The organism is Bradyrhizobium sp. BR 1432, assembly GCF_051547705.1.
Lineage (GTDB): Bacteria > Pseudomonadota > Alphaproteobacteria > Rhizobiales > Xanthobacteraceae > Bradyrhizobium > Bradyrhizobium zhanjiangense.
This window is the reverse complement of record NZ_JBPUGF010000003.1, coordinates 2,001,701-2,023,291: the sequence shown is the minus strand read 5'-3', so window position 1 is coordinate 2,023,291 and position 21,591 is coordinate 2,001,701. Positions and strand designations below refer to the sequence as shown.

Here is a 21,591-nt window from a genome sequence, read left to right as displayed (position 1 = left end):
GAAAACAAAGTCATCTCTGAAGGATTTCTGTCATGTCTCGCGTCAAACGCGGTGTGACCGCCCACGCCAAGCACAAGAAAGTCTACAAGGCCGCCAAGGGTTTCTACGGCCGCCGCAAGAACACCATCCGCGCCGCCAAGCCGGCCGTGGAGAAGGCCGCGCAGTACGCCTTCCGCGACCGCAAGCGTCGCAAGCGCACCTTCCGCGCGCTGTGGATCCAGCGTCTCAACGCCGCGGTGCGTCCGTTCGGCCTGACCTACAGCCGATTTATCGACGGCCTTGCCAAGTCGGGCATCACCGTGGACCGCAAGGTGCTGTCGGATCTCGCGATCCGCGAGCCCGCCGCGTTCCAGGCGATTGCCGAGAAGGCCAAAGCTGCGCTGGCGGCGTAAGCCGTCTTCCACTGTGCTCTGCGCAGCATTCAGCTTGTGATAGCCCGGGTAGGGGCGCGTCTCGCGCTTTATTGCCCTGGCCGTCACCTGTCGCGCCAACACTCTTCTCCGACGTGGATGCCCGGCAGAGTGCCGGGTGTGACGGGCTAGGATCATCGGCTCAGCATCCTGGCCAAAAGGGATTGCCATGACCGATCTTGCTCAGCTCCAAGCCCAGATCACCGCCGACATCGCCGCCGCCACCGACGAGGCGGCGTTAGAGGCCGTGCGCGTCGCAGCCCTCGGCAAAAAGGGCTCGATCTCAGCGCTGCTCGCCACGCTCGGCAAGATGTCGCCGGACGAGCGCAAGACGCAGGGCGCCGCGATCAACCAGGCCAAGGACGAGCTCAGCCAGGCGCTCGCGTCGCGGCGCGACGTCTTGAAGTCGGCGGCGCTCGATGCCCGGCTTGCTGCCGAGACCATCGACGTGACCCTGCCGCCGCGCGATGCGGCGGCTGAAGCCGGCCGCATCCATCCGCTGAGCCAGGTTTGGGACGAGCTGACCACGATCTTCGCCGACATGGGCTTCTCGGTCGCCGAAGGTCCCGACATCGAGACCGACGACTACAACTTCACCAAGCTGAACTTCCCGGAAGGCCATCCCGCGCGCGAGATGCACGACACCTTCTTCTTTCATCCGAAAGAAGATGGCTCGCGCATGCTGCTGCGGACCCACACCTCGCCGGTGCAGGTACGCACCATGCTGAGCCAGAAGCCGCCGATCCGCGTGATCTGCCCGGGCCGCACCTACCGCATCGATTCGGACGCGACCCACACGCCGCAATTCCACCAGGTCGAAGGCCTCGTCATCGACAAGCACTCGCATCTCGGCCACCTCAAATGGATCCTGCATGAGTTCTGCAAGGCATTCTTCGAGGTCGACCACATCAACATGCGCTTCCGCCCGTCGTTCTTTCCCTTCACCGAGCCGTCGCTGGAAGTCGACATCCAGTGCCGCCGCGACAAGGGCGAGATCCGCTTCGGCGAGGGCGAGGACTGGCTCGAGATTCTCGGCTGCGGCATGGTGCATCCGAACGTGCTGCGCGCCTGCGGCATCGATCCGGACGAGTACCAGGGCTTTGCCTGGGGCATGGGCATCGACCGCATCGCCATGCTGAAATACGGCATCGCCGATCTGCGCCAGCTGTTCGACAGCGACGTCCGCTGGCTATCCCATTACGGCTTCAAGCCGCTCGAAGTGCCAACGCTTGCCGGAGGGCTGAGCTCGTGAAATTCACTCTCTCCTGGCTGAAGGATCATCTCGAGACCGACGAGCCGCTCGACAAGCTCGCCGATAAGCTCACCATGATCGGGCTCGAGGTCGAGAACATCGAGGACAAGGCGAAGGCACTCAAGCCCTTCACCATTGCGAAGGTGATCTCGGCCGAGCAGCATCCGAATGCGGATCGCCTGCGGGTCTGCATGGTCGACACCGGTGACGGCGGCGCGCCGGTGCAGGTCGTGTGCGGCGCGCCGAATGCGCGGGCCGGACTCGTCAGCGTGTTCTCGCCGCCCGGCACCTACATTCCCGGCAAGGACATCACGCTCGGTGTCGGCACCATTCGCGGCGTCGAGAGCCGCGGCATGCTGTGTTCAGCGGCCGAGCTGCAGATCTCCAACGACCATGACGGCATCATGGAATTGCCAGCGGACGCCCCGATCGGCGCCGGCTACGCCGAATGGGCCGCGCTCGGCGATCCCGTGGTCGAGATCAATCTGACGCCGAACCGGCAGGACTGCACCGGCGTGCACGGCATCGCGCGCGACCTTGCCGCCGCCGACATGGGCAAGTTCAAGGACCCCACGATCAAGCCGATCAAGGGTGAATTCCCCTGCCCCGTGAACATCACGGTCGAGGATTCCACGCTGTGCCCGGGCTTCGCGCTGCGCCTCGTGCGCGGCGTCAAGAACGGGCCGTCGCCGGAATGGCTGCAGAAGCGGCTGACCGCGATCGGGCTGCGCCCGATCAACGCGCTGGTCGACATCACCAATTTCATGACCTTCGATCGAGCGCGGCCACTGCACGTGTTCGACGCCAAGAAGGTGAAGGGCAACCTCGTCGTGCGCCGCGCCCGCGAGGGCGAGACGCTGCTCGCGCTCGACGGCCGCACCTACAATCTCGATCCCGCGATCTGCGTGATCGCGGACGAGCACGGCGTCGAATCGCTCGCCGGCATCATGGGTGGCGAAGCTTCCGGCTGCGACGAGAACACCACCGACGTGCTGATCGAATCGGCGCTGTGGAACGAAATCGACATCGCCCAGACCGGCCGCAAGCTCGGCATCAATTCGGATGCGCGCTACCGCTTCGAGCGCGGCGTCGATCCGGCCTTCATGGTGCCGGGGCTCGAGCTCGCGACCAAGCTGGTGATGGAGATGTGCGGCGGCACGCCGTCGGAGACCGTGGTGGTCGGCAAAGCCTTCGGCGACGACCGCGTAATCGATTTCCCGGTCACCGAGGTCAAGCGTCTCTCCGGCATCGAAGTGCCGCAAGCAGAGATGAAGCGCATCCTGACCCATCTCGGTTTCATGATGGCGGGCCCGGGCCCGGTGGTGAAGGTCGCAGTTCCCTCCTGGCGCACCGACGTGCACGGCAAGGCCGATATCGTCGAGGAGATCGTCCGCATCTTCGGCGTCGACAAGGTGCCGGAAACGCCGTTCGAGCGCGGCGAGGACGCGCGCAAGCCGGTGCTGACACCGCTTCAGCTCCGCACCCGCCGCGCGCGGCGCGCGCTGGCAAGCCGCGGCATGGTCGAGTCGGTAACCTGGTCGTTCATCGCAAAACCTGCGGCAAAATTGTTCGGCGGCGGTCAGCGCGAGCTCGAAGTCGCCAACCCGATCGCGTCGGACCTGTCCGACATGCGCCCGACCCTTTTGGCGGGCCTGATCGCCGCGGCGCAAGCCAATGCTGATCGCGGCTTTGGCGATGTCGCGCTGTTCGAGGTCGGGCAACTGTTCAGGGGCGACCGCCCGCAGGATCAATTCATGGCGGCGAGCGGCGTGCGCCGCGGCTTTGCCTCCTCGGAAGGTCTGGGACGGCACTGGTTCGGTTCGGCGCAGGCTGATGTGTTCGATGCCAAGGCGGATGCGCTGGCGGTGCTTGCCGCTGCCGGCGCGCCGATGCAGGCGCTTCAGATCGTCGCCGGTGGTCCCGGCTGGCTGCATCCGGGACGCTCGGGCACCATCCAGATCGGCCCGCAGAACGTGCTTGGCCATTTCGGCGAGATGCACCCGCGCGCGCTCGAGGCGCTCGGCGCCGACGGCCCGTTGATGGTGTTCGAGGTGATTCTCGACCGCATCCCCGAGGCGAAGAAGAAGCCGACCCGTGCCAAGCCTGTGATCGAGCTGTCGGCATTCCAGCCGGTCTCGCGCGACTTCGCCTTCATCGTCGATCGCACCGTCAAGGCCGGCGACATTGTGCGCGCGGCGCAAGGCGTCGACAAGAAGCTGATCACCGGCGTCAACGTCTTCGACGTCTACGAGGGCAAGGGCATCGACGACGGCAAGAAGTCGATCGCGATCGCGGTGACCATTCAGCCGCGCGAGAAGACGCTGACCGATCAGGAGATTGAGGCTGTGGCCGCGAAGGTCGTGTCGGAGGTGACGAAGAAGACCGGTGGCACCTTGCGGGGATGAGTCTCACCGACTTTCTTCCCAAGGACGTCAGCCTCACCATTGCGGTGGCGCTCTGCGCCGTCGCTTTCGTTTCGGGCACCGCCCGCGGCTTCTCCGGCTTCGGCGCGGCGCTGATCTTCATGCCGCTGGCAAGCAGCATCGCGGCGCCACGGCTCGTTGCCGCCTTGCTGCTCGTGATCGATTTCGTCGCGGCCGCGCCGCTCCTGCCCGATGCCTGGCGCAAGGCGGACCGCAAGGCCACTGCCGTGATCGTGCTGGGCGCGCTGATCGGCGTGCCCCTTGGCACCTATTTCCTCAGCGTGCTCGAGCCCGTCACCACGCGCTGGATCATCTCCTGCTTCGTCGCCGCGCTGCTGCTCCTGCTGCTGTCGGGCTGGCGCTATCGCGGCAAGGACCACGCCTGGGTCTCGGTCGGCATCGGCGGCCTATCCGGCTTCTGTAGCGGGCTGGCGCAGACCGGCGGCCCGCCGATCGTCGGCTATTGGCTCGGGCGCCCGATCGCGCCGATCGTCGCGCGCGCCAACATCGTGCTGTTCTTCGGCGCGTCGGACTTCTTCTCGATGATCAGTTACGCGACGACGGGCCTGATCTCGCGCGAGTCGCTCGTGCTCTCGATGATCGTCGGCCCGGTTTACGCGCTCGGCGTCGCGTTCGGTGCCTCGCTGTTCGGCCGCGCCAGCGAGAAGGTGTTTCGCGGCATCTGCTACGCGCTGATTGCGCTGGCGGTGATCGCGGGATTGCCGGCGCTGGATGGGGTGTTGCGCTGAACCATCCTCGCGTCGTCCTGGCGAAAGCCAGGACCCATTACCCCGGTCAGCATCTTTAGCCCGGGTTGGTGACCACTAGCCGTCGCCAAAACCCCTCCCTCGGGTAATGGGTCCTGGATCTGCGCTCCGCCCTGGACAACGCTACGCGCTGCCAAGGGCTGCGCTTGTCCAGGACGACGACTGAATCAATTCCGCGGCGGCCTCGCCCTGCGCTTCTTCGTCGACTGCGTCGGCACGTCCGCGGGCTCGTCCTTGAGCGCGCCGATCTTGCGCAGCGCGGCCTCCGCGGCGCGTTCGCCGCTTTCCCAGGCGCCGTCGACCGTGCCCCACAGCGTCTCATGCGTGGCTTCGCCGGCGAGGAACATGTTGCCGATCGGCTCTGCCAAAACCTTTCGCGAGAGCTGGCCGCCGGGCGAGGCCGCCGACATCGCGCCCATGACATGGGGCGAGGCATTCCAGCGCGTCGCGCTGGTCTTCTGCACGGCGGCCGCAGCCTCGCTGCCGAACAGTTTGGTGATCCACTCCTTCGCGAAAGCCGTCATCGCCTTCTCGCCCTGCTCGGCGAGATCGCGGCCGAACGAGCCGCCGACGTCGATCGAACACAGCGAGGAGCCGCCGATATTGGCGAACATGCGGGCCGTGCGCGTCGAGTTGCTCTGCTCGATGAGAATGTCATCACGCGACAGTCCGAGCGGATTGCCCGGCAGTTGCAGCACGATGTGATCATAGCTGCCGAGGGTGAGCTTCGATGCCGCGTCTAACGTGCGTTTCGGAATGTCGGGCGCGAACTTGATCGCGCCTGAGGTCAGCACGTTGGTCGAGACCGTGATGATGGCGGCGCGGGCGGCAATCTTGCCGCTCGGGGTCTCCACGCCGACGTCGCGATTGCTCCAGACGATCCGGCTCGCCGGCGTCGACAGCGCCACCGGCGCCTGCTCGCCGAGTTTCGCGATCAGCGTCCCCAGACCCTGGCGGCAGGCGATCGCGCCATTGCGGTCCTGCGCGCGGGTCTTGTCGATCGCCGAAAGCTCCTTCAGATCCTTGCCCGCAAAGCCCGCGCCAAGCATGAACTCGGCCGCGCCGGCCCAGTCGCCGAGATCCTTCGGCAGCGCGGAGGCGCAGGAAGTATCCAGCTTGCCGCGCGCGGCGTCGTCGATGGCGCGGTTGGCGCGGACCAGCGCGGCCAGGAACTCCTCGGTCTCGCCGGCGCGCGCATTGCGGCGGCCGATGCGCATCTTCTGACCTGACGGGGCCGGCAGCACGTCGAGCCCGGCGCTGCGCGCCAGCCGGATCATCGGATTGGTCTCGGGATTGTGCATCCAGCGCGCGCCGCGGTCGAACGGCGTGCCGAAAGTCGTGCTATCCGTGATGCAACGGCCGCCGATCTGGGCCGCCGCTTCCAGCACCACAACCTTGCGGTTGGCGGCCATGATGCGCCGCGCTGCGGCAATTCCCGCGACCCCCGCGCCGATCACGACGATGTCAGCCTCCCGCGGCGGGGTCGCGGCGGTTGCGCGCAGCACCGGCATCGCGGCAAGGGCCGCCGACGCCGAAAGGAAACCGCGGCGCGTGATTGTCATGTCATGGTTTCCGGGGACTTGCGGCGAACGGGAACAGCCCGCGAACCTTGCCGTATCTGATGTTGCGCAGCAACCATCATGGTGAATTCAATCGTGCTTGATCTCACAGAGTGATGAACCGAATTGCAACACGTTTCGACCATGATAGAGAAGGGAAAAAGACGGCCGGAAAAGGCCGTGGGGGGGAGTTCGAAATGGGGACGGTCCTGGACTCAGTCGGCAAGCTGATTGCCGCGTACCTCTCGAAGGAGGTGCCGGGCTACGAGCCGTTCACGCCGAGCGACCCCGAGCACCTGCGCGGCGTCATCGAGCCCGGCGACGTGCTGCTGGTCGAGGGCAACAACCGCATCTCCGGCATCATCAAATACCTGACGCAGTCGACCTGGTCGCATGCTGCGCTCTATGTCGGTCCGATCGAGGGCGCGGAAGAGGCGGACGGCGAACCGCATGTGCTGATCGAGGCCAATATCGGCGAGGGCGTCACCTCTGCGCCTTTGTCGAAATATTTCCGTATCACACTCGCGTCTGCCGCCCGGTCGGGCTGTCCTATGAGGACCGCACCACCGTCTGCCGCTATGCGATCAACCGCATCGGCTTCGGCTACGATACCAGATCTTGTCGACCTCATGCGCTTCCTGTTCCCGCTGCCAGTGCCACAGCGCTGGCGGCGGCGCATGATCGCGCTGGGATCGGGCGATCCGACCAAGATCATCTGCTCGGCGCTGATCGCGCAGGCGTTCGACGCCGTGCGCTACCCGATCCTGCCAAAGATCACCAAGGCCGGCAGCCGCGCTGCTCGCCGCGAGATCCTGCACATCCGCGATTCCTCGCTCTACATGCCTCGCGACTTCGACATCTCGCCCTATTTCGAAGTCGTCAAACCCACCATCGTGCACGGCTTCGACTACACGGCCTTGCACTGGGCCGACAAGCAGAAGCCGCTCGAGGAGGTGGCGGGCACATTCAGGTGTGTTTCCAGAAACGCTCCGTGCGCCGCCGCTCGTTCCTGAAGCGATTGACCAAGAGACGCCGGCTGAGATTTCGGCTGAGGAAGTGAGCAAGCCACCTGCCGAGATCGCCGGCCATGTCCCGCTGCTGAAGAGGCTGGCGATGTACCGCCCGCGGCGGCGAGGCCGGGCAAGAGAGAGGGCGGCGTAGCTCCACTGTCGTCCCGGCGAAGGCCGGGACCCATTACCGCGTGATCTATCGATTGCGTGCGGTGAGAGTACCGAATGACAAGTCTTCGCCAAACCCCTCCCTGAGGTTATGGGTCCCGGCCTTCGCCCTAGGGCATGCACATATCTCTGAGGCTCCATCCTGCTGCGACGGCGTGGAAGTATTCGAGGCCGTTCTTGAAGGTGATCGGGCCCGGCGGCTTGGACGATGGGTAGCCGTCCCAGCCGCCGAGGCGACCAATGATCCAGGCGGCCCAAGCGAGGCTATCGGGCGGATGTGGGTTCTTTAATCGCTTGCTCCCGGCTTCGAGTTGACGGTTGAGGGCGGTGAGCACGTTAATTTGGCCGTTGTCGAAGGCAGCGAGAATGGGTTGGCGACTGCCATTGCGGGCCTGCAGAAGTTGGATTGTGATGACGGCCGCCTTAGCGGCAATCGCGACCAGCTTGAGAAGGCGATCGGCGGTTCCGATCTGGCTGTCTTCGAGCTTGAAGCCTTGTGTCTTCAGGATGCGGAAGAACTGCTCGATGATCCAGCGTTGCTTGTACCATTGGACGATGCGCCAGGCGTCCTCGATGCCGGTAACCTCGTGAGAGGTGAGAAGCCGCCAGTGCAGCGGCTCTACCCCGGTTTCGGCATTGATCTCGCGCACATCGACCACCGCCAATGGCAAGCTTTCCGGCAGATGGCGCAGGAACTTACTCTGTGGGCGGGCGAGCTCGATTGCGCCAAAGCGAAGTTCGAGGTGAGCCAGGCGGGCGGGCCGCGCGGCGCGCGCAGGCAATTGGATCGCACGCCGATCCACCGCGGCCATGGCATCGCTGACCTCATACAAGCCGCTGCGGTCGGCAAGCTTGCGATCATGCATGCTGCGCGCGATGACGTGGAAGTGTTGCTCGGCCGAGCTGGCATAAAGGGCAAAAATATCGCTCTCGCGGTCACCCAGCACCGTCACCGCTGTGGCCTTGGTGAGGAGCGGCTTGGCCGCCATGGCAGTGGATATCCAGCGCTGCGATTCCTTGTCCGATAACTCCCGATCGTCGTGCGAGGTCGTGCGGCGACCTGTGCGCGTCCATATCTGCCCGCTCAAAAGTCCAAGACAGTTGCCGTCATCGGCATCCACAGCCAGCAGCGGATGCAGCAGCACGCCGTGGTTATTGCCTTTGCCGATTTCTCCGAGCCCGCGCCGGCGTTGCGGTGTGGTGTTGAAGTGGATCTCGCTGGTGTCCTGGATGGCCAGCACGTGGCGGCCCTCTACCGCAGCGACCGTGCTTTCGCTCCAGCTTTCGATGATCCGCTCCACCGTCACCTTGTCATGGCCAAGAAAGCGGTTGAACCGCACTTCCAGCGCGCGGTTCCCCCTGGAGAGCTGCCGAAGGCAGACAGTTTTGCCCACAACCATGCGTTCGACGAACGCCGCCCCCCTTTATCGAGACGACGATCCCCGAACCGGCCCAGCGTCCAGTCAATCCGTGACAACATCGCGGGCACCCCGTCCAAATCATGGAGTGCCGCAATACGAATCACACAGAACTCTGATTCTGGAATCCTCCCAGGCCGATCCGAGTTCAATCCGCCGCACCAGATATGTGCATGCCCTAGGGCCTTCGCCGGGACGACAGTGGAGGAGATGTGGTGTTTCTCTTTCCGCGTCATTGCGAGCGCAGCGAAGCAATCCAGACTGTCACCGCGTCGAACAGTCTGGATTGCTTCGTCGCAAGGGCTCCTCGCAATGACGGTGAGAGCCTACCGCTCCGCCCGTCCGATCACCGCCATCAGCTCCGCGATCTTCTCGCGCTGATCGGCCTTGTCGCCGCTGGCGATGGCGTGCTCGACGCAATGGGCGACGTGATCCTTCAGGATCTCCTCCTCGACCCGGCGCAGCGCGGCGCGCACCGCCGAGATCTGCGTGACGATGTCGATGCAGTAGCGGTCTTCCTCTACCATTTTCGAGAGGCCGCGAACCTGGCCCTCGATCCGGCCGAGACGTTTTCCGACAGATGCCTTGATGTCCTTGCGCATGCGGCCTATATACCCCTACCGGGTATAGGTTGCAAGGCCGGAGCATGGAAATGAATAACAGCGAACACGAGCATCATCACGACGCCACAGATGGACATCCGGGATGCGGTTGTTCCGCCAAGGCCACGCCCGCAGCGGCCAATCCGGCGTCCTCCTGCTGCGGCGGACACGGCGATCAGGCCGGCCACGCCCATCATCACACGCATGACCATGGCGATGCCGCGACGAAGGTTCTTGATCCCGTCTGCGGCATGACGGTCGATCCCGCGACGTCGAAGCACCACCTCACACATCACGGCGAGACCTTCCATTTCTGCTCGGCCGGCTGCCGCACCAAATTCGCCGCCGACCCCGCCAAGTATCTCGCCAAGGACAAGGCACCCGAGCCCGAGATGCCCGCGGGCACGATCTACACCTGCCCAATGCACCCCGAGATCCGCCAGGTCGGCCCCGGCACCTGCCCGATCTGCGGCATGGCGCTGGAGCCGGAAGTCGCGAGCCTCGAGACCGGGCCCAATCCGGAGCTTGCCGACATGACGCGGCGGTTCTGGATCGGCGGCGCGCTGGCGCTGCCGGCCGTGGTGCTGGAGATGGGCGGCCACCTCGCGGGCCCGCACAACTGGATCGACCAGACATTGTCGAACTGGATCCAGCTCGTCTTCGCCACGCCCGTGGTGCTGTGGGCCGGCTGGCCGTTCTTCGTCCGCGGCTGGCAGTCGCTGCTGACGCGCAACCTCAACATGTTCACGCTGATCGCGATGGGCACCGGCGTCGCCTATGTCTACAGCATCATCGGCACCGTCGCGCCGCAGATGTTCCCTGCCACCTTCCGTGGCCATGAGGGGGCGGTCGCCGTCTATTTCGAGGCGGCTGCCGTCATCACCGTGCTGGTTCTGCTCGGCCAGGTGCTGGAGCTGCGCGCCCGCGATGCGACCTCGGGCGCAATCAAGACGCTGCTCCAGCTCGCCCCGAAGACCGCGCGCCGCGTCGATGCCGATGGCAGCGAGCATGAAGTCGAGATCGATACGCTGCATGCCGGCGACCGCTTGCGCGTTCGTCCCGGCGAGAAGGTGCCGGTCGACGGCGTGATCCTCGAAGGCCGTTCCTCGCTCGATGAATCGCTGGTCACGGGCGAATCCATGCCGGTCACCAAGGAGAGCGGAGCCAAGGTGATCGCCGGCACGCTCAACCAGTCCGGCAGCTTCATCATGCGCGCCGACAAGGTGGGACGCGAGACGCTGCTGTCGCAGATCGTGCAGATGGTCGCCGACGCGCAGCGCTCGCGCGCGCCGATCCAGCGGCTGGCCGATCAGGTCGCCGGCTGGTTCGTGCCGGCGGTGATCGTCGTCGCCATCGCCGCCTTTGCGGCCTGGTCGTGGTTCGGACCGGAGCCGCGGCTCGCCTTCGGCCTCGTCGCTGCGGTCAGCGTACTGATCATCGCCTGCCCCTGTGCGCTCGGACTTGCGACCCCGATGTCGATCATGGTCGGTGTCGGCCGCGGCGCACAAGCGGGCGTGCTGATCAAGAACGCCGAGGCGCTGGAACGGATGGAGAAGATCGACACGCTGGTGGTCGACAAGACCGGCACGCTGACCGAGGGCAAGCCCAAGGTGGTGGCGATCGTGCCGGCTGCCGGCTTTGCCGAGGATGACGTCCTTCGCCTCGCCGCCAGCGTCGAGCGTGCCAGCGAGCATCCCCTGGCCGATGCGATCGTGCGCGCGGCAAAGGAGAAGCAGCTCACTCTTGGCCAAGTCGAGCATTTCGACTCGCCGACCGGCAAGGGCGCGACCGGCAAGGTCGACGGCAAGACCATCGTACTCGGCAATGCCAGATATCTGACGTCGATCGGCATCGACACCAAGCTGCTCGACGCCGAAGCCGAGCGGCTGCGCGGCGACGGCGCCACCGTGATCAACATGGCCGTGGACGGCCGGCTTGCCGGCCTGTTCGCGATCGCCGATCCGGTCAAGGCCTCGACCCCGGAGGCGCTGAAGGCCCTCGCGGCCGAAGGCATCAAAGTCATCATGCTGACCGGCGACAACCGCACGACGGCGCAAGCGGTGGCGCGCCGGCTCGGCATCGCCGAAGTCGAGGCCGAGGTGTTGCCGGACCAGAAGAGCGCGGTGGTGACCAGGCTGCAAAAGGCCGGCCGCAGCGTCGCGATGGCCGGCGACGGCGTCAACGACGCGCCGGCGCTGGCGGCGGCCGAAGTCGGCATCGCCATGGGCACGGGCACCGATGTGGCGATGGAGAGCGCCGGCGTGACCCTGCTCAAGGGCGATCTCGTCGGCATCGTGCGGGCGCGAAAGCTGTCCCAGGCGACGATGAGCAATATCCGCCAAAACCTGTTCTTCGCCTTCATCTACAACGCCGCCGGCATCCCGATCGCGGCCGGCATCCTCTACCCGGCCTTCGGCGTGCTGCTGTCGCCGATCATCGCCGCGGCGGCGATGGCGCTGTCCTCGGTGAGCGTGGTCGGCAACGCGTTGCGCTTGCGCGCGACGCGACTGTGATGGTGTACTCCCTCTCCCCGTTCTTACGGGGAGAGGGTTGGGGTGAGGGGCATCTCCACACAGGCGGTAACAACTGCATTCGCGGAATGCTCCCCCTCACCCGTAATTCAAGCTACGCTTGAATTACGACCTCTCCCCGCAGGCGGGGCGAGGTAAGAAGGCGCCGCGCGAGGGAGCATCTGATGCAGCGAATTACGATCACGATCGAGGATGATCTGCTGGCGGAGATCGACGCGGCGGCGGAAGCGCGCGGCTATCAGAACCGCAGCGAGATCATCCGCGATCTCGCCCGCGCCGGCCTGCAACAGAGCAGCGAGGACACAGCGCAGACCGGCCCCTGCGTCGCCGGCCTCGTCTACGTCTACGACCACGCCGCGCGCGATCTCTCAAAACGCCTGGTGCAGGAATTCCACGGCCATCACGACCTCGCGCTCGCGACCCTGCACGTCCATCTCGACGACAACAATTGCATGGAGATGACCGCGCTGCGCGGCGCGGCCTCCGAGGTCAAGCATTTCGCCGATCACATCATCGCCGAACGCGGCGTGCGCTACGGCCGCGTGGTGATGATTCCGACCGGCGAGGGCAAGCACGTGAAGGCGCGGAAGCACGGGCACCGGCACGAGTAGGAAATCAAGCTGCGCAGGTGGTGCGGATCCCTCTCCCCTTGTGGGAGAGGGTGGCTCGCCGCAAAAGCGGCGAGACGGGGTGAGGGGTCTCTCTCCGCGCGTCCAACTCTCATTTGAGATTTCGGAGACAACCCCTCATCCGGCGCTTCGCGCCACCTTCTCCCACAAGGGGAGAAGGCAAAGAAGCCGCCCTTGCCGAAGCCGCATCGGGTGTCTACCTCTCGCGGGTGGTTTCGGGAGAGGGTGCCCCATGCTGGATGCCGCCGTGAAGGCGTTGTCGCAAATGATCTCGCCGCCGATGCGCTCGATCCTGTGGCGATCGATCGGGCTGGCGCTGGTGCTGATCACCGTGCTGGCGATCGGCCTGCAGCGGCTCCTCAGCTGGTTTGCAACCTCTGGCGAGGTCTGGCTGGAGGGCCTGCTCGGGCCGGGCTGGCACTCATCGCTCGAGGTCCTCTCGTGGATCGTCTCGATCGCGGCCGGCCTCGGCGTCGTGTTCGGCGGCATCTTCCTGATGCCCGCCATCACCTCGCTGGTGGCGAGCCTGTTCGTCGACGACGTCGCCGACATCGTCGAGCGTGAGCACTATCCCGCCGAACGGCCCGGTGTCGCGCTGCCGTTCAGCCAGGCAATCCTCGAGGGCGTCAAGACCGCATTGCTGACGATCCTGGTCTATCTCGCCGCTCTGCCGCTGGTGCTATTCGCCGGCGCCGGCTTCCTGATCTTCTTCATCGCCGCCGCCTGGCTGCTCGGCCGGGAATATTTCGAGCTCGCGGCCATGCGCTTCCGCCCGCCAGAGGAAGCCAAGGCAATGCGGCGCGACAACGCCGCGATCATCTTCACTGCCGGCCTCTTCATCGCCGCCTTCGTCTCGATTCCGATCGTGAATCTGGCGACGCCGATCTTCGGCATGGCCTTCATGGTCCACATGCACAAGCGGCTGTCCGGCTCGCGGCCCGAGCTGATCGAGCCGGCGCGGCAGATGCGGTGACGCGCCCGACGCGGCACTGTCTCAGACCGTCTTCTCCGGCCATCGGCAGAGATCATTGATCAGGCAGACCTCGCAGCGCGGCTTGCGCGCGAGGCAAGTATAGCGGCCGTGCAGGATCAGCCAGTGATGGGCGTGCCGCATGAACTCGGCCGGGATCACCTTCGAGACCGAGCTCGACCTCGAGCGGTGTCTTGCCCGGCGCAAGCCCGGTGCGGTTGCCAACGCGGAAGACATGCGTGTCGACCGCCATGGTGTGCTCGCCAAAGGCCATGTTGAGCACGACGTTCGCAGTCTTGCGCCCGGCGCCGGGCAGCGACTCGATCCCGGCGCGCGTGCGCGGCACCTCGCCGCCGAACTCGCTGAGCACTTTTGCCGATAGCGCAATGACGTTCTTGGCCTTGGTGCGATAGAGGCCGATGCTCTTGATGTACTCGCGCAGGCGCTCCTCGCCGAGATCGAGCATCTTCTGCGGGGTGTCGGCCACCTCGAACAATGCGCGCGTCGCCTTGTTGACGCCGGCGTCGGTCGCCTGCGCCGACAGCACCACGGCGACCAGCAGCGTGAACGGATTGATGTGCTCAAGCTCGCCCTTCGGCTCCGGATTGGCCTTGCGGAAACGGCTGAAGGCCTCGTGAATTTCGGCGGGCGTCCAGGGTTTTGCGGCTTTGCGCGACTTTTTCGCGGGCGGTTTCGACTTTGCCGCGGCCGGTTTTGCCTTCTTCTTCACGGCCGCTTTGCGCGGAGCCGGCTTGCGGGTGATTTTCGCCATGATCGGGATATACTGAGGGACGATGAGCACAGGCAACGAAATTGAGCACAAGGACTCCGAAGATCAGCGCGAAGTGCAGATCTTCTCCGCGCTGCTGACGCCACACCGTTCGCTGAACCGCACCGGCTTCCTCGCCGTGATGCTGTTCCTGAGCGTTGTCAGCTTCGTCACGGGCCTTGCCTTCCTGATGATGGGGGCCTGGCCGGTATTGGGCTTCTTCGGGCTCGACGTTCTCGTGATCTGGTGGGCCTTCAAGGCCAATTTCCGCGCCGCACGGGCCAGCGAGGAGATCGTGGTCACTCCTTCCGAATTGCGCGTGCGCCGCGTCAGTGATCGCGGCCAGGTCGTCGAATGGACGTTCAATCCGCTCTGGGTCCGGCTCGACATGGAAATCGACGAGGATTTTGGCATCGAGCATCTCTATCTGATCTCGCGCGGGCACCAGATCCAGATCGCCCGCTTCCTGGGACCGGACGAAAAATCAAGCTTTTACAAAGGCTTGGTTGAGGCGCTGAACGCCGCCAAGCGCGGCCCGACCTACAATCCGATCACCTGATTTCAGATCAGAAATCGGGTGGTTTCATACCCTTCCCTCTCCTACATTTCCGGTCATGATGACACTCGCCATACATGACCAGCGCCTGGCCAAGCCGGGCCCCAGAACGCCGCGCTGCGCGACTATGATTCCGTGCGCCGGGCGATCGCGTTCATCTCGGAAAACTGGCGCGCGCAGCCGACCATCGAGGCGATGGCGGATGCGGCCGGCGTCACGCCCGATGAGCTGCACCATCTGTTCCGCCGCTGGGCCTCGATCACACCGAAGGCTTTCATGCAGGCGCTCACCCTCGACCACGCCAAGGGGCTGCTCAGGGACTTCGCGAGCATCCTCGATGCGGCGCTCGACTCCGGTCTGTCGGGCCCCGGCCGGCTGCACGATCTCTTCGTCACCCATGAAGCGATGTCGCCGGGCGAATGGAAGAATGGCGGCGCGGGATTGACGCTGCGCTACGGCTTCCATCCCTCGCCGTTCGGCACCGCGATCGTGATCGCGACCGACCGCGGCCTGTCGGGCCTCGCCTTCGCCGATCACGGTGAGGAGAAGGTCGCGCTCGCCGACATGACGCGGCGCTGGCCGAAGGCCACTTATGTGGAAGATCACGACGGCACCGCGCCGCTCGCAGCGCGCATCTTCGACCCCAAGCTGTGGCGGCCGGATCAGCCGCTGCGCGTGGTCCTGATCGGCACCGATTTCGAGGTGCGGGTATGGGAGACGCTGCTGAAGATCCCGATGGGCCGCGCGGTGTCCTATTCCGACATCGCCTGCAACATCAACAGCCCGAAGGCCTCGCGCGCCGTCGGCGCTGCGGTCGGCAAGAACCCGGTCTCGTTCGTGGTCCCCTGCCACCGCGCCCTCGGCAAGAGCGGCACGCTCACCGGCTACCACTGGGGCATCACCCGCAAGCAGGCGATGCTGGGCTGGGAAGCGGGGCGGGTGGGGATGCAGTAGATCGCCGTCCCGGCGAAGCTGCCGTAGGGTGGACAAAGCGAAGCGTGCCCACCATGCATCAGCGATTGCGGAAGAATGGTGGGCACGGCGCTGTGCGCCTTTGCCCACCCTACGGGATCGTCATTACCCGGCCAGATCCAACTTCGAGGCCACGGTCGAATCCGCATTGAGGCGATAGATGATCGGCACACCGGTCGCCAGCTCGCGTTTCAAGATGCCTTCGGGCGAGAGCTTTTCCAGCACCATGATGAGCGCGCGCAAGGAGTTGCCGTGGGCGGCGACCAGCGTGCGCTTGCCGTTGAGGACGGCGGGCAGGATCTCCTGCACGTAGTAGGGCAGCGCCCGTGCCAGCGTATCCTTCAGGCTTTCGCCACCGGGCGGCGGCACGTCGTAGGAGCGGCGCCAGATCAGCACCTGGTCCTCGCCCCACTTCTTGCGGGCGTCGTCCTTGTTGAGGCCGGAGAGATCGCCATAGTCGCGCTCGTTCAGCGCGAGGTTCTTCGCGGTCGGCAGGCCTTCCTGCCCGAGCTCGCCGAGGATGAGATCCAGCGTGTGCTGCGCGCGCGTCAAGACCGAGGTGTAGGCGACGTCGAACACGAGACCCTGTGCCTTCAGCTTGCGGCCGGCTTCCTTGGCTTCGCTCACGCCGAGCTCGGTGAGGTCAGGATCCTTCCACCCCGTGAACAGGTTCTTCGAATTCCATTCGCTCTGGCCATGCCGCACGAGCACGAGAAGACGTTCGCTCATCAACTGCTTTCCATCTAGTTTATTGCTCTGAGCATGACCTTGTCGGAAAACCGCTTCGCACTTTGCGCTAACGCGGCCCTTCGGGTCCGGATCATGCTCTGGTTCAGATGTCGGACAGGCCGAGCACGTCGGCCATGGAGTAATGCCCCGGCGCTTTGCCGTGCGCCCACAGCGCCGCCTTGAGCGCGCCATGGGCGAACAGCATGCGGTCCTCGGCGTGATGCGACAGCGTCAGGCGTTCGAACTGGCCGAGGAAGCTGACACTGTGATCGCCGGCCACGGTGCCGCCGCGCAAGGAGGCAAAGCCGATGTCGCCGGGCCGGCGTGCGCCGGTGATGCCGTCGCGGCCGCGCGCGGAGTGTTCGTCGAGCTGAATGCCGCGCCCGCTAGCTGCTGCCTGGCCCAGCATCAGCGCGGTGCCCGAGGGCGCGTCGACCTTCATGCGATGATGGGTCTCGACGATCTCGATATCAAAACTCTGGTCGAGCGCCTTGGCGACGCGCTTGACCACGGCGGCAAGCAGGTTGACGCCCAGACTCATATTGCCGGATTGCACCACGACGGCCCGGTTGGTCACGCTCTTGATCACGGCGTTATCGGAGGCCGACAGCCCGGTGGTGCCGATGACATGGACGAGGCCGCGCTGGGCGGCGATCGCGACATTGGCGATAGTCGCCGCCGGCACGGTGAAATCGAGGATGCCATCGGCATCCTTGGACATCGCCCAGAGGTCGGCGGAGAGCGTGATGCCGTTGGCCGGCAGGCCTGCGAGCACGCCGGCATCCTTGCCGAGCAAGTCCGAGCCCGGCGCCTCCAGCGCGCCGGCCAGCACCGCGCCTTTGCTCTCGGCAATCGCCCGCGTCAGCGCACGGCCCATCCGGCCGCCAGCCCCAGCAACAATCAAGCGCATGTCGGACATGGTGTGATCCTCTCTGGGGCCGTTGTAGCGGGGGAGGCAGTTCCGGCAACCGAGGCCACGAGCGCGCGGCGTGCTCCCACCCTCCCCTGGAGGGGCAGGGTCGGCACGCGATCGAGCAAAGCGAGATTGCGTGACGGGGGGTGACGGTCTCTCCGCAACCAACCGTGCCCGAGCGGAGAGATCACCCCACCCCGCTGCGCCAGCCGCTTCGCGACATGCTCAGCGACCCTCCCCCTCCAGGGGAGGGTAAGACGAGATCGTGCCTCAGCCGTCCGACGGCTGCGGGCCGTCATAGCCCTCGATGATGATGAGCTCGGCGATGGAGTGCGGCTGGCGCACCTTGATGTTGGCCTGGTATTCCGGCGAGTTGTAGCAGGCGAGCGCGGTCTCGTAGTCTGGGAATTCGATCACGACGTTGCGGTTGCGGCTGGCGCCTTCGACGGTGGTGAACTTGCCACCGCGAACGACGAAGCGACCAGCCCATTTCTTGAAGATTGGACCGTTGGCGACGGCATAGGGCTTGTAGCCCTCGTCATTGCTCACATCGACGCGCCCGATCCAGTAGCCTTTTGCCATTGTTCTTCTCTCCCTGGTTGTTGCTCAGCCGAGCGCCTGCGCGATCTCGGCCTGGATGGCGTCGGCCGCGGCCCTGGGGTCGGCGGCTTCGAGGATCGGACGTCCGACGACGAGATAGTCGGCACCTGCGGCGATCGCACGCCCCGGCGTCATGATCCGCTTCTGGTCGCCACTCGGCGCGCCCGCCGGCCGGATGCCTGGCGTGACGAGGCTCATCTGGTGACCGACGATCTTTCGCAGGGCGCCCACTTCCTCGGGCGAGGACACGAGACCATCGACACCGAGCACCTGCGCCTGTTGGGCGCGGGCCTCGACCAGCTCGGAGACGCCGAGCCGATATCCGGCCGCGTGCAGATCGTCGTCGTTGTAGGAGGTCAGCACGGTGACCGCGAGAATCTTCAAGCCCGAGCCGCCACGTCCCTCGACGGCCGCCATCATGGTCTGCGGATAAGCGTGGACGGTGAGGAAAGTCGCCCCCAACTTGGCGACACTCTCGACACCGCGCATCACCGTGTTGCCGATGTCGTGCATCTTGAGATCGGCAAATACCTTCTTGCCCTTGTCGGCGAGCTTGCCGATCAGCGGGAGGCCGCCGGCATAGGCGAGTTGGTAGCCGATCTTGTAGAAGGTGACGCTGTCGCCAAGCTTTGCGACCATCGCCTCGGCAGCCTCCGGGCTCGACAGGTCGAGCGGGACGATCAGGCGGTCTTTCGGGGCGATCTCGGCTGGCGTCATGTCACCTCACATCATGCGTTGGGAAATGTCGATCAACTGCCGCACCAACTCCTTCAACGCGGCGATATCGCCCTCGTTCTTCAGCCTGTCCATATCGTCATAGGCCTGATCGGCAAAGGCAAGCGTGAGCTGGCTGGCAATCACATGGGCGTGGCAGGAGGTCAGGATCAGCCGCAACGCCTGCAGCGCACGGGCCGCGCCCAGCCGGCTCTGCGAGGCGCCGGCGAGCGCGAAGACGCGGTTGCGGAACACGTCGCCGCGCGCCTCGTGCAGATCGTGCACGAGGCTGACCCAGTCGATCGCGTTCTTCAGTAGCGGCGGCACCGATGCATTGTATTCGGGCGTGACGATCAGCACGCCGTGATGCGCGCCGATCATGCGCTTGAGATTGATAGCGTGCTTGGGCACGCCGGATTTGGCCTGGAGATCGCCGTCATAGATCGGCAGCGGAAAATCAGCGAGCGAGATGCGGGTGACGTCGACGCCGGCCTGGTCGAATTCATAGGCTGCGAGCGCCGCCAGCTTCGCATTATGCGAGCCGGTGCGCAGCGAGCCGGGAATGACCAGGATCTTGGGAGCTGACATCCGGGCGGCGAACTCCGTTCACCTCTCCCGCTTGCGGGGAGGTCGACGCGCGAAGCGCGGCGGGAGGGGGCTTTCTCGACTGGGGGATCCCACCGTAGAGACACCCCCACCCCAGCCCTCCCCCGCAAGCGGGAGAGGGAGCGCACCGCGTTTGTGGCGACAGGTTAGTCCTTGCGATACACCCAGACGCGGGCCGGCGGAAGGTTCATCCAGATCCGTTCCGAGGCCTCTGTGGACACGCCGGGCAGCGATTTCGGGATCGGCGGCACCACCGCATAGGTGAACTGGATGAACGGCGCGCCGGGCGCCAGCGCCGTGAAGGCATCGCGGATGAGCCGCAGCCGCGTCAGCATCGGTTTTGTGACGAGCGGCAGGCCGGAGACGACCGCGGAAGCCGGCGCGCTCAAGACATTCCAGAGCGTGTCGCGCAGGCGATAGGCATCACCCTGCACCACCTTGGCTTGCGGGTAGCGGTCGCGCAGCAGGGCGCAGAAGCCGGGATTGTATTCCACAAGGACGAGACGCTTCTGGTCGATGCCACGCTCGATCAGAGCCGAGGTGATGGCGCCGGTGCCGGGCCCGAGCTCGACCACCGGAGCGTCGGAATCGATATCGACGTAATGGGCCATGGTCCGGGCCAGCAGCTTGCCCGACGGCATCACCGCGCCCATGTGCAGCGGCTTTTCGATCCAAGATCTGAGAAAGCGCACCTCGTCATCAAGACGAGGCTTCTTCAACGCACGCGCGGACGATGGCAATGGCATGTCAGGACCGGACGGGACCGCGGGACGCGGCGTGTCAGAAAATGGTCATAAAGACGTATAGGCCGAAGGCGGCACGGTCAAGACACGTCAACTCGCCCGGTTGCCGAAGAAATCCTTGACCTTGGCGAAGAATCCCTCGGATTCCGGCTGGGTGTTGCCGGAGGAGAGCTTTTCGAACTCGGCCAGCAATTCCTGCTGCTTCTTGGTGAGGTTCTGCGGGGTCTCGACCACGACCTGGACGTACATGTCGCCCATCTGACGCGAGCGCAGCACCGGCATGCCCTTTGATGCAATGCGGAACCGGCGGCCCGACTGGGTTCCGGCGGGCACCTTCACCTTGGCCTTGCTCTTCTCGATCGTCGGCACCTCGAATTCGCCGCCGAGGGCGGCCGTCACCATCGAGATCGGCACGCGGCAATGCAGATCGGCGCCGTCGCGCTGGAAGAACTGGTGCTGGGCCAGCGACAGGAAGATGTAAAGGTCGCCGGGCGGGCCGCCGCGGACCCCGGCCTCGCCCTCGCCGGCGAGCCTGATCCTCGTGCCGTCCTCGACCCCTTGCGGAATGTTGACTGACAACGTGCGCTCGCGGGTGACCCGGCCCTGGCCCGAGCAGGACGGGCAGGCATCCTCGATCATCTGGCCGCGGCCCTGACAGCCGGGACAGGTGCGCTCGAGCGTGAAGAAGCCCTGCGACTGCCGCACGCGGCCGGCGCCGCCGCAGGCCGAGCAGGTCTTCGGCTTGGTGCCGGCCTTGGCGCCGATGCCCGAGCAGGCCTCGCAGGTGACCGAGACCGGAATCTCGATCTGCGCGGTCTTGCCGCCAAAGGCTTCCTCGAGCGTGATCTCCATGTTGTAGCGCAGGTCGGCGCCACGTTCGCGGCCGCCGCGGCTGCGCTGTCCGGCCATGCCGAACAGGTCTTCGAAAATGTCGGAGAAGGAGGAGGCGAAGCCCGCGCCGAAACCGGCACCGCCGCCGCCGAAGCCGCCGCCCTGCTCGAACGCGGCGTGGCCGTAACGGTCGTAGGCGGCGCGCTTGTCCTTGTCCTTGAGGATCTCGTAGGCCTCGTTGATTTCCTTGAACTTGACCTCGCTGGTTTCATCCCCGGGATTGCGGTCGGGATGGAATTTCATCGCCAGCTTGCGGAACGACGATTTCAGCTTGGATTCGTCGGCGTCGCGTTCGACTTCGAGGGTCTCGTAGTAGCAGCGCTTGGTGGACGTGGACATGTCGGACTCGGTCTATCCAA

General features: G+C 65.4%; 18 protein-coding genes and 3 pseudogenes. 10 read left to right on the top strand and 11 right to left on the bottom strand.

Annotated elements, in window-relative coordinates; genetic code table 11:
* Positions 1-32 precede the first annotated feature (32 nt).
* From rplT to ACSKB8_RS09625, 4 genes are all read left to right on the top strand, one after another.
* Positions 33-392: a 50S ribosomal protein L20 gene (gene rplT / locus ACSKB8_RS09640; protein ID WP_027528250.1), complete on the top strand. Its 360-nt coding sequence runs from the start codon at positions 33-35 to the stop codon at positions 390-392.
* A gap of 187 nt (positions 393-579) precedes the next feature.
* The gene (gene pheS / locus ACSKB8_RS09635) at positions 580-1,662 is read left to right on the top strand and encodes a phenylalanine--tRNA ligase subunit alpha (protein ID WP_438103768.1); all 1,083 of its coding nucleotides are present in this window, start codon (positions 580-582) and stop codon (positions 1,660-1,662) included.
* A complete protein-coding gene (gene pheT, locus ACSKB8_RS09630) occupies positions 1,659-4,067 on the top strand; it encodes a phenylalanine--tRNA ligase subunit beta (protein WP_438103766.1) in 2,409 nt (802 codons plus the stop codon). The genes pheS and pheT overlap by 4 nt, the downstream gene beginning before the upstream one ends.
* Positions 4,064-4,834 (top strand): sulfite exporter TauE/SafE family protein, encoded by a 771-nt coding sequence (locus ACSKB8_RS09625; RefSeq protein ID WP_438103764.1) that lies wholly within the window; start codon positions 4,064-4,066, stop codon positions 4,832-4,834. The genes pheT and ACSKB8_RS09625 overlap by 4 nt, the downstream gene beginning before the upstream one ends.
* A 185-nt stretch (positions 4,835-5,019) precedes the next feature.
* Here the strand turns inward: ACSKB8_RS09625 and ACSKB8_RS09620 are convergent, their stop codons facing one another.
* On the bottom strand, positions 5,020-6,414 hold the full coding sequence (locus tag ACSKB8_RS09620) for a flavin monoamine oxidase family protein (RefSeq protein ID WP_438103762.1): 1,395 nt from the start codon (positions 6,412-6,414) through the stop codon (positions 5,020-5,022).
* Positions 6,415-6,608: 194 nt separating this feature from the next.
* Here ACSKB8_RS09620 and ACSKB8_RS09615 point away from each other — a divergent pair.
* A pseudogene (locus tag ACSKB8_RS09615) lies at positions 6,609-7,572 on the top strand (YiiX/YebB-like N1pC/P60 family cysteine hydrolase).
* 127 nt (positions 7,573-7,699) lie between these two features.
* On the opposite strand, the gene ACSKB8_RS09610 reads toward ACSKB8_RS09615, so the two are convergent.
* Both ACSKB8_RS09610 and ACSKB8_RS09605 read right to left on the bottom strand, forming a co-directional pair.
* The gene (locus ACSKB8_RS09610; protein WP_438103448.1) at positions 7,700-8,989 is read right to left on the bottom strand and encodes an IS4 family transposase; all 1,290 of its coding nucleotides are present in this window, start codon (positions 8,987-8,989) and stop codon (positions 7,700-7,702) included.
* A 344-nt stretch (positions 8,990-9,333) separates the two neighbouring features.
* On the bottom strand, positions 9,334-9,609 hold the full coding sequence (locus ACSKB8_RS09605) for a metal-sensitive transcriptional regulator (protein WP_024338640.1): 276 nt from the start codon (positions 9,607-9,609) through the stop codon (positions 9,334-9,336).
* Positions 9,610-9,659: 50 nt separating this feature from the next.
* On the opposite strand from ACSKB8_RS09605, the gene ACSKB8_RS09600 reads away from it, so the two are divergent.
* From ACSKB8_RS09600 to ACSKB8_RS09590, 3 genes are all read left to right on the top strand, one after another.
* Positions 9,660-12,122 (top strand): heavy metal translocating P-type ATPase, encoded by a 2,463-nt coding sequence (locus ACSKB8_RS09600; protein ID WP_438103760.1) that lies wholly within the window; start codon positions 9,660-9,662, stop codon positions 12,120-12,122.
* A gap of 182 nt (positions 12,123-12,304) precedes the next feature.
* Positions 12,305-12,751: a nickel-responsive transcriptional regulator NikR gene (gene nikR, locus ACSKB8_RS09595; RefSeq protein ID WP_438103758.1), complete on the top strand. Its 447-nt coding sequence runs from the start codon at positions 12,305-12,307 to the stop codon at positions 12,749-12,751.
* A gap of 250 nt (positions 12,752-13,001) precedes the next feature.
* Positions 13,002-13,742 carry a sulfate transporter family protein gene (locus ACSKB8_RS09590; protein ID WP_438103756.1) on the top strand — a complete coding sequence of 247 codons (741 nt, stop codon included), beginning with the start codon at positions 13,002-13,004 and terminating at the stop codon, positions 13,740-13,742.
* 21 nt (positions 13,743-13,763) lie between these two features.
* Here ACSKB8_RS09590 and nth read toward each other — a convergent pair.
* Positions 13,764-14,511 (bottom strand): annotated as a pseudogene (gene nth / locus ACSKB8_RS09585) (endonuclease III).
* Between the two features lie 22 nt (positions 14,512-14,533).
* Here nth and ACSKB8_RS09580 point away from each other — a divergent pair.
* Positions 14,534-15,067: a DUF2244 domain-containing protein gene (locus ACSKB8_RS09580; RefSeq protein WP_438103755.1), complete on the top strand. Its 534-nt coding sequence runs from the start codon at positions 14,534-14,536 to the stop codon at positions 15,065-15,067.
* Between the two features lie 55 nt (positions 15,068-15,122).
* Positions 15,123-16,018 (top strand): annotated as a pseudogene (locus ACSKB8_RS09575) (methylated-DNA--[protein]-cysteine S-methyltransferase).
* A gap of 123 nt (positions 16,019-16,141) precedes the next feature.
* Here ACSKB8_RS09575 and ACSKB8_RS09570 read toward each other — a convergent pair.
* From ACSKB8_RS09570 to dnaJ, 7 genes are all read right to left on the bottom strand, one after another.
* The gene (locus tag ACSKB8_RS09570; RefSeq protein WP_438103753.1) at positions 16,142-16,765 is read right to left on the bottom strand and encodes a 2,3-bisphosphoglycerate-dependent phosphoglycerate mutase; all 624 of its coding nucleotides are present in this window, start codon (positions 16,763-16,765) and stop codon (positions 16,142-16,144) included.
* Positions 16,766-16,868: 103 nt separating this feature from the next.
* Positions 16,869-17,684, bottom strand: coding sequence for a 4-hydroxy-tetrahydrodipicolinate reductase (gene dapB / locus ACSKB8_RS09565; protein ID WP_438103752.1), 816 nt, complete (start codon positions 17,682-17,684; stop codon positions 16,869-16,871).
* 264 nt (positions 17,685-17,948) lie between these two features.
* Positions 17,949-18,260 (bottom strand): DUF1330 domain-containing protein, encoded by a 312-nt coding sequence (locus tag ACSKB8_RS09560; RefSeq protein WP_438103750.1) that lies wholly within the window; start codon positions 18,258-18,260, stop codon positions 17,949-17,951.
* Positions 18,261-18,284: 24 nt separating this feature from the next.
* Positions 18,285-18,995, bottom strand: coding sequence for an orotidine-5'-phosphate decarboxylase (gene pyrF, locus ACSKB8_RS09555; RefSeq protein WP_438103748.1), 711 nt, complete (start codon positions 18,993-18,995; stop codon positions 18,285-18,287).
* A gap of 6 nt (positions 18,996-19,001) precedes the next feature.
* Positions 19,002-19,580, bottom strand: coding sequence for an NADPH-dependent FMN reductase (locus ACSKB8_RS09550; RefSeq protein WP_438103746.1), 579 nt, complete (start codon positions 19,578-19,580; stop codon positions 19,002-19,004).
* A 164-nt stretch (positions 19,581-19,744) separates the two neighbouring features.
* On the bottom strand, positions 19,745-20,344 hold the full coding sequence (locus tag ACSKB8_RS09545; RefSeq protein WP_091882486.1) for a class I SAM-dependent methyltransferase: 600 nt from the start codon (positions 20,342-20,344) through the stop codon (positions 19,745-19,747).
* 87 nt (positions 20,345-20,431) lie between these two features.
* The gene (dnaJ, locus tag ACSKB8_RS09540; RefSeq protein WP_370988995.1) at positions 20,432-21,571 is read right to left on the bottom strand and encodes a molecular chaperone DnaJ; all 1,140 of its coding nucleotides are present in this window, start codon (positions 21,569-21,571) and stop codon (positions 20,432-20,434) included.
* Positions 21,572-21,591 lie beyond the last annotated feature (20 nt).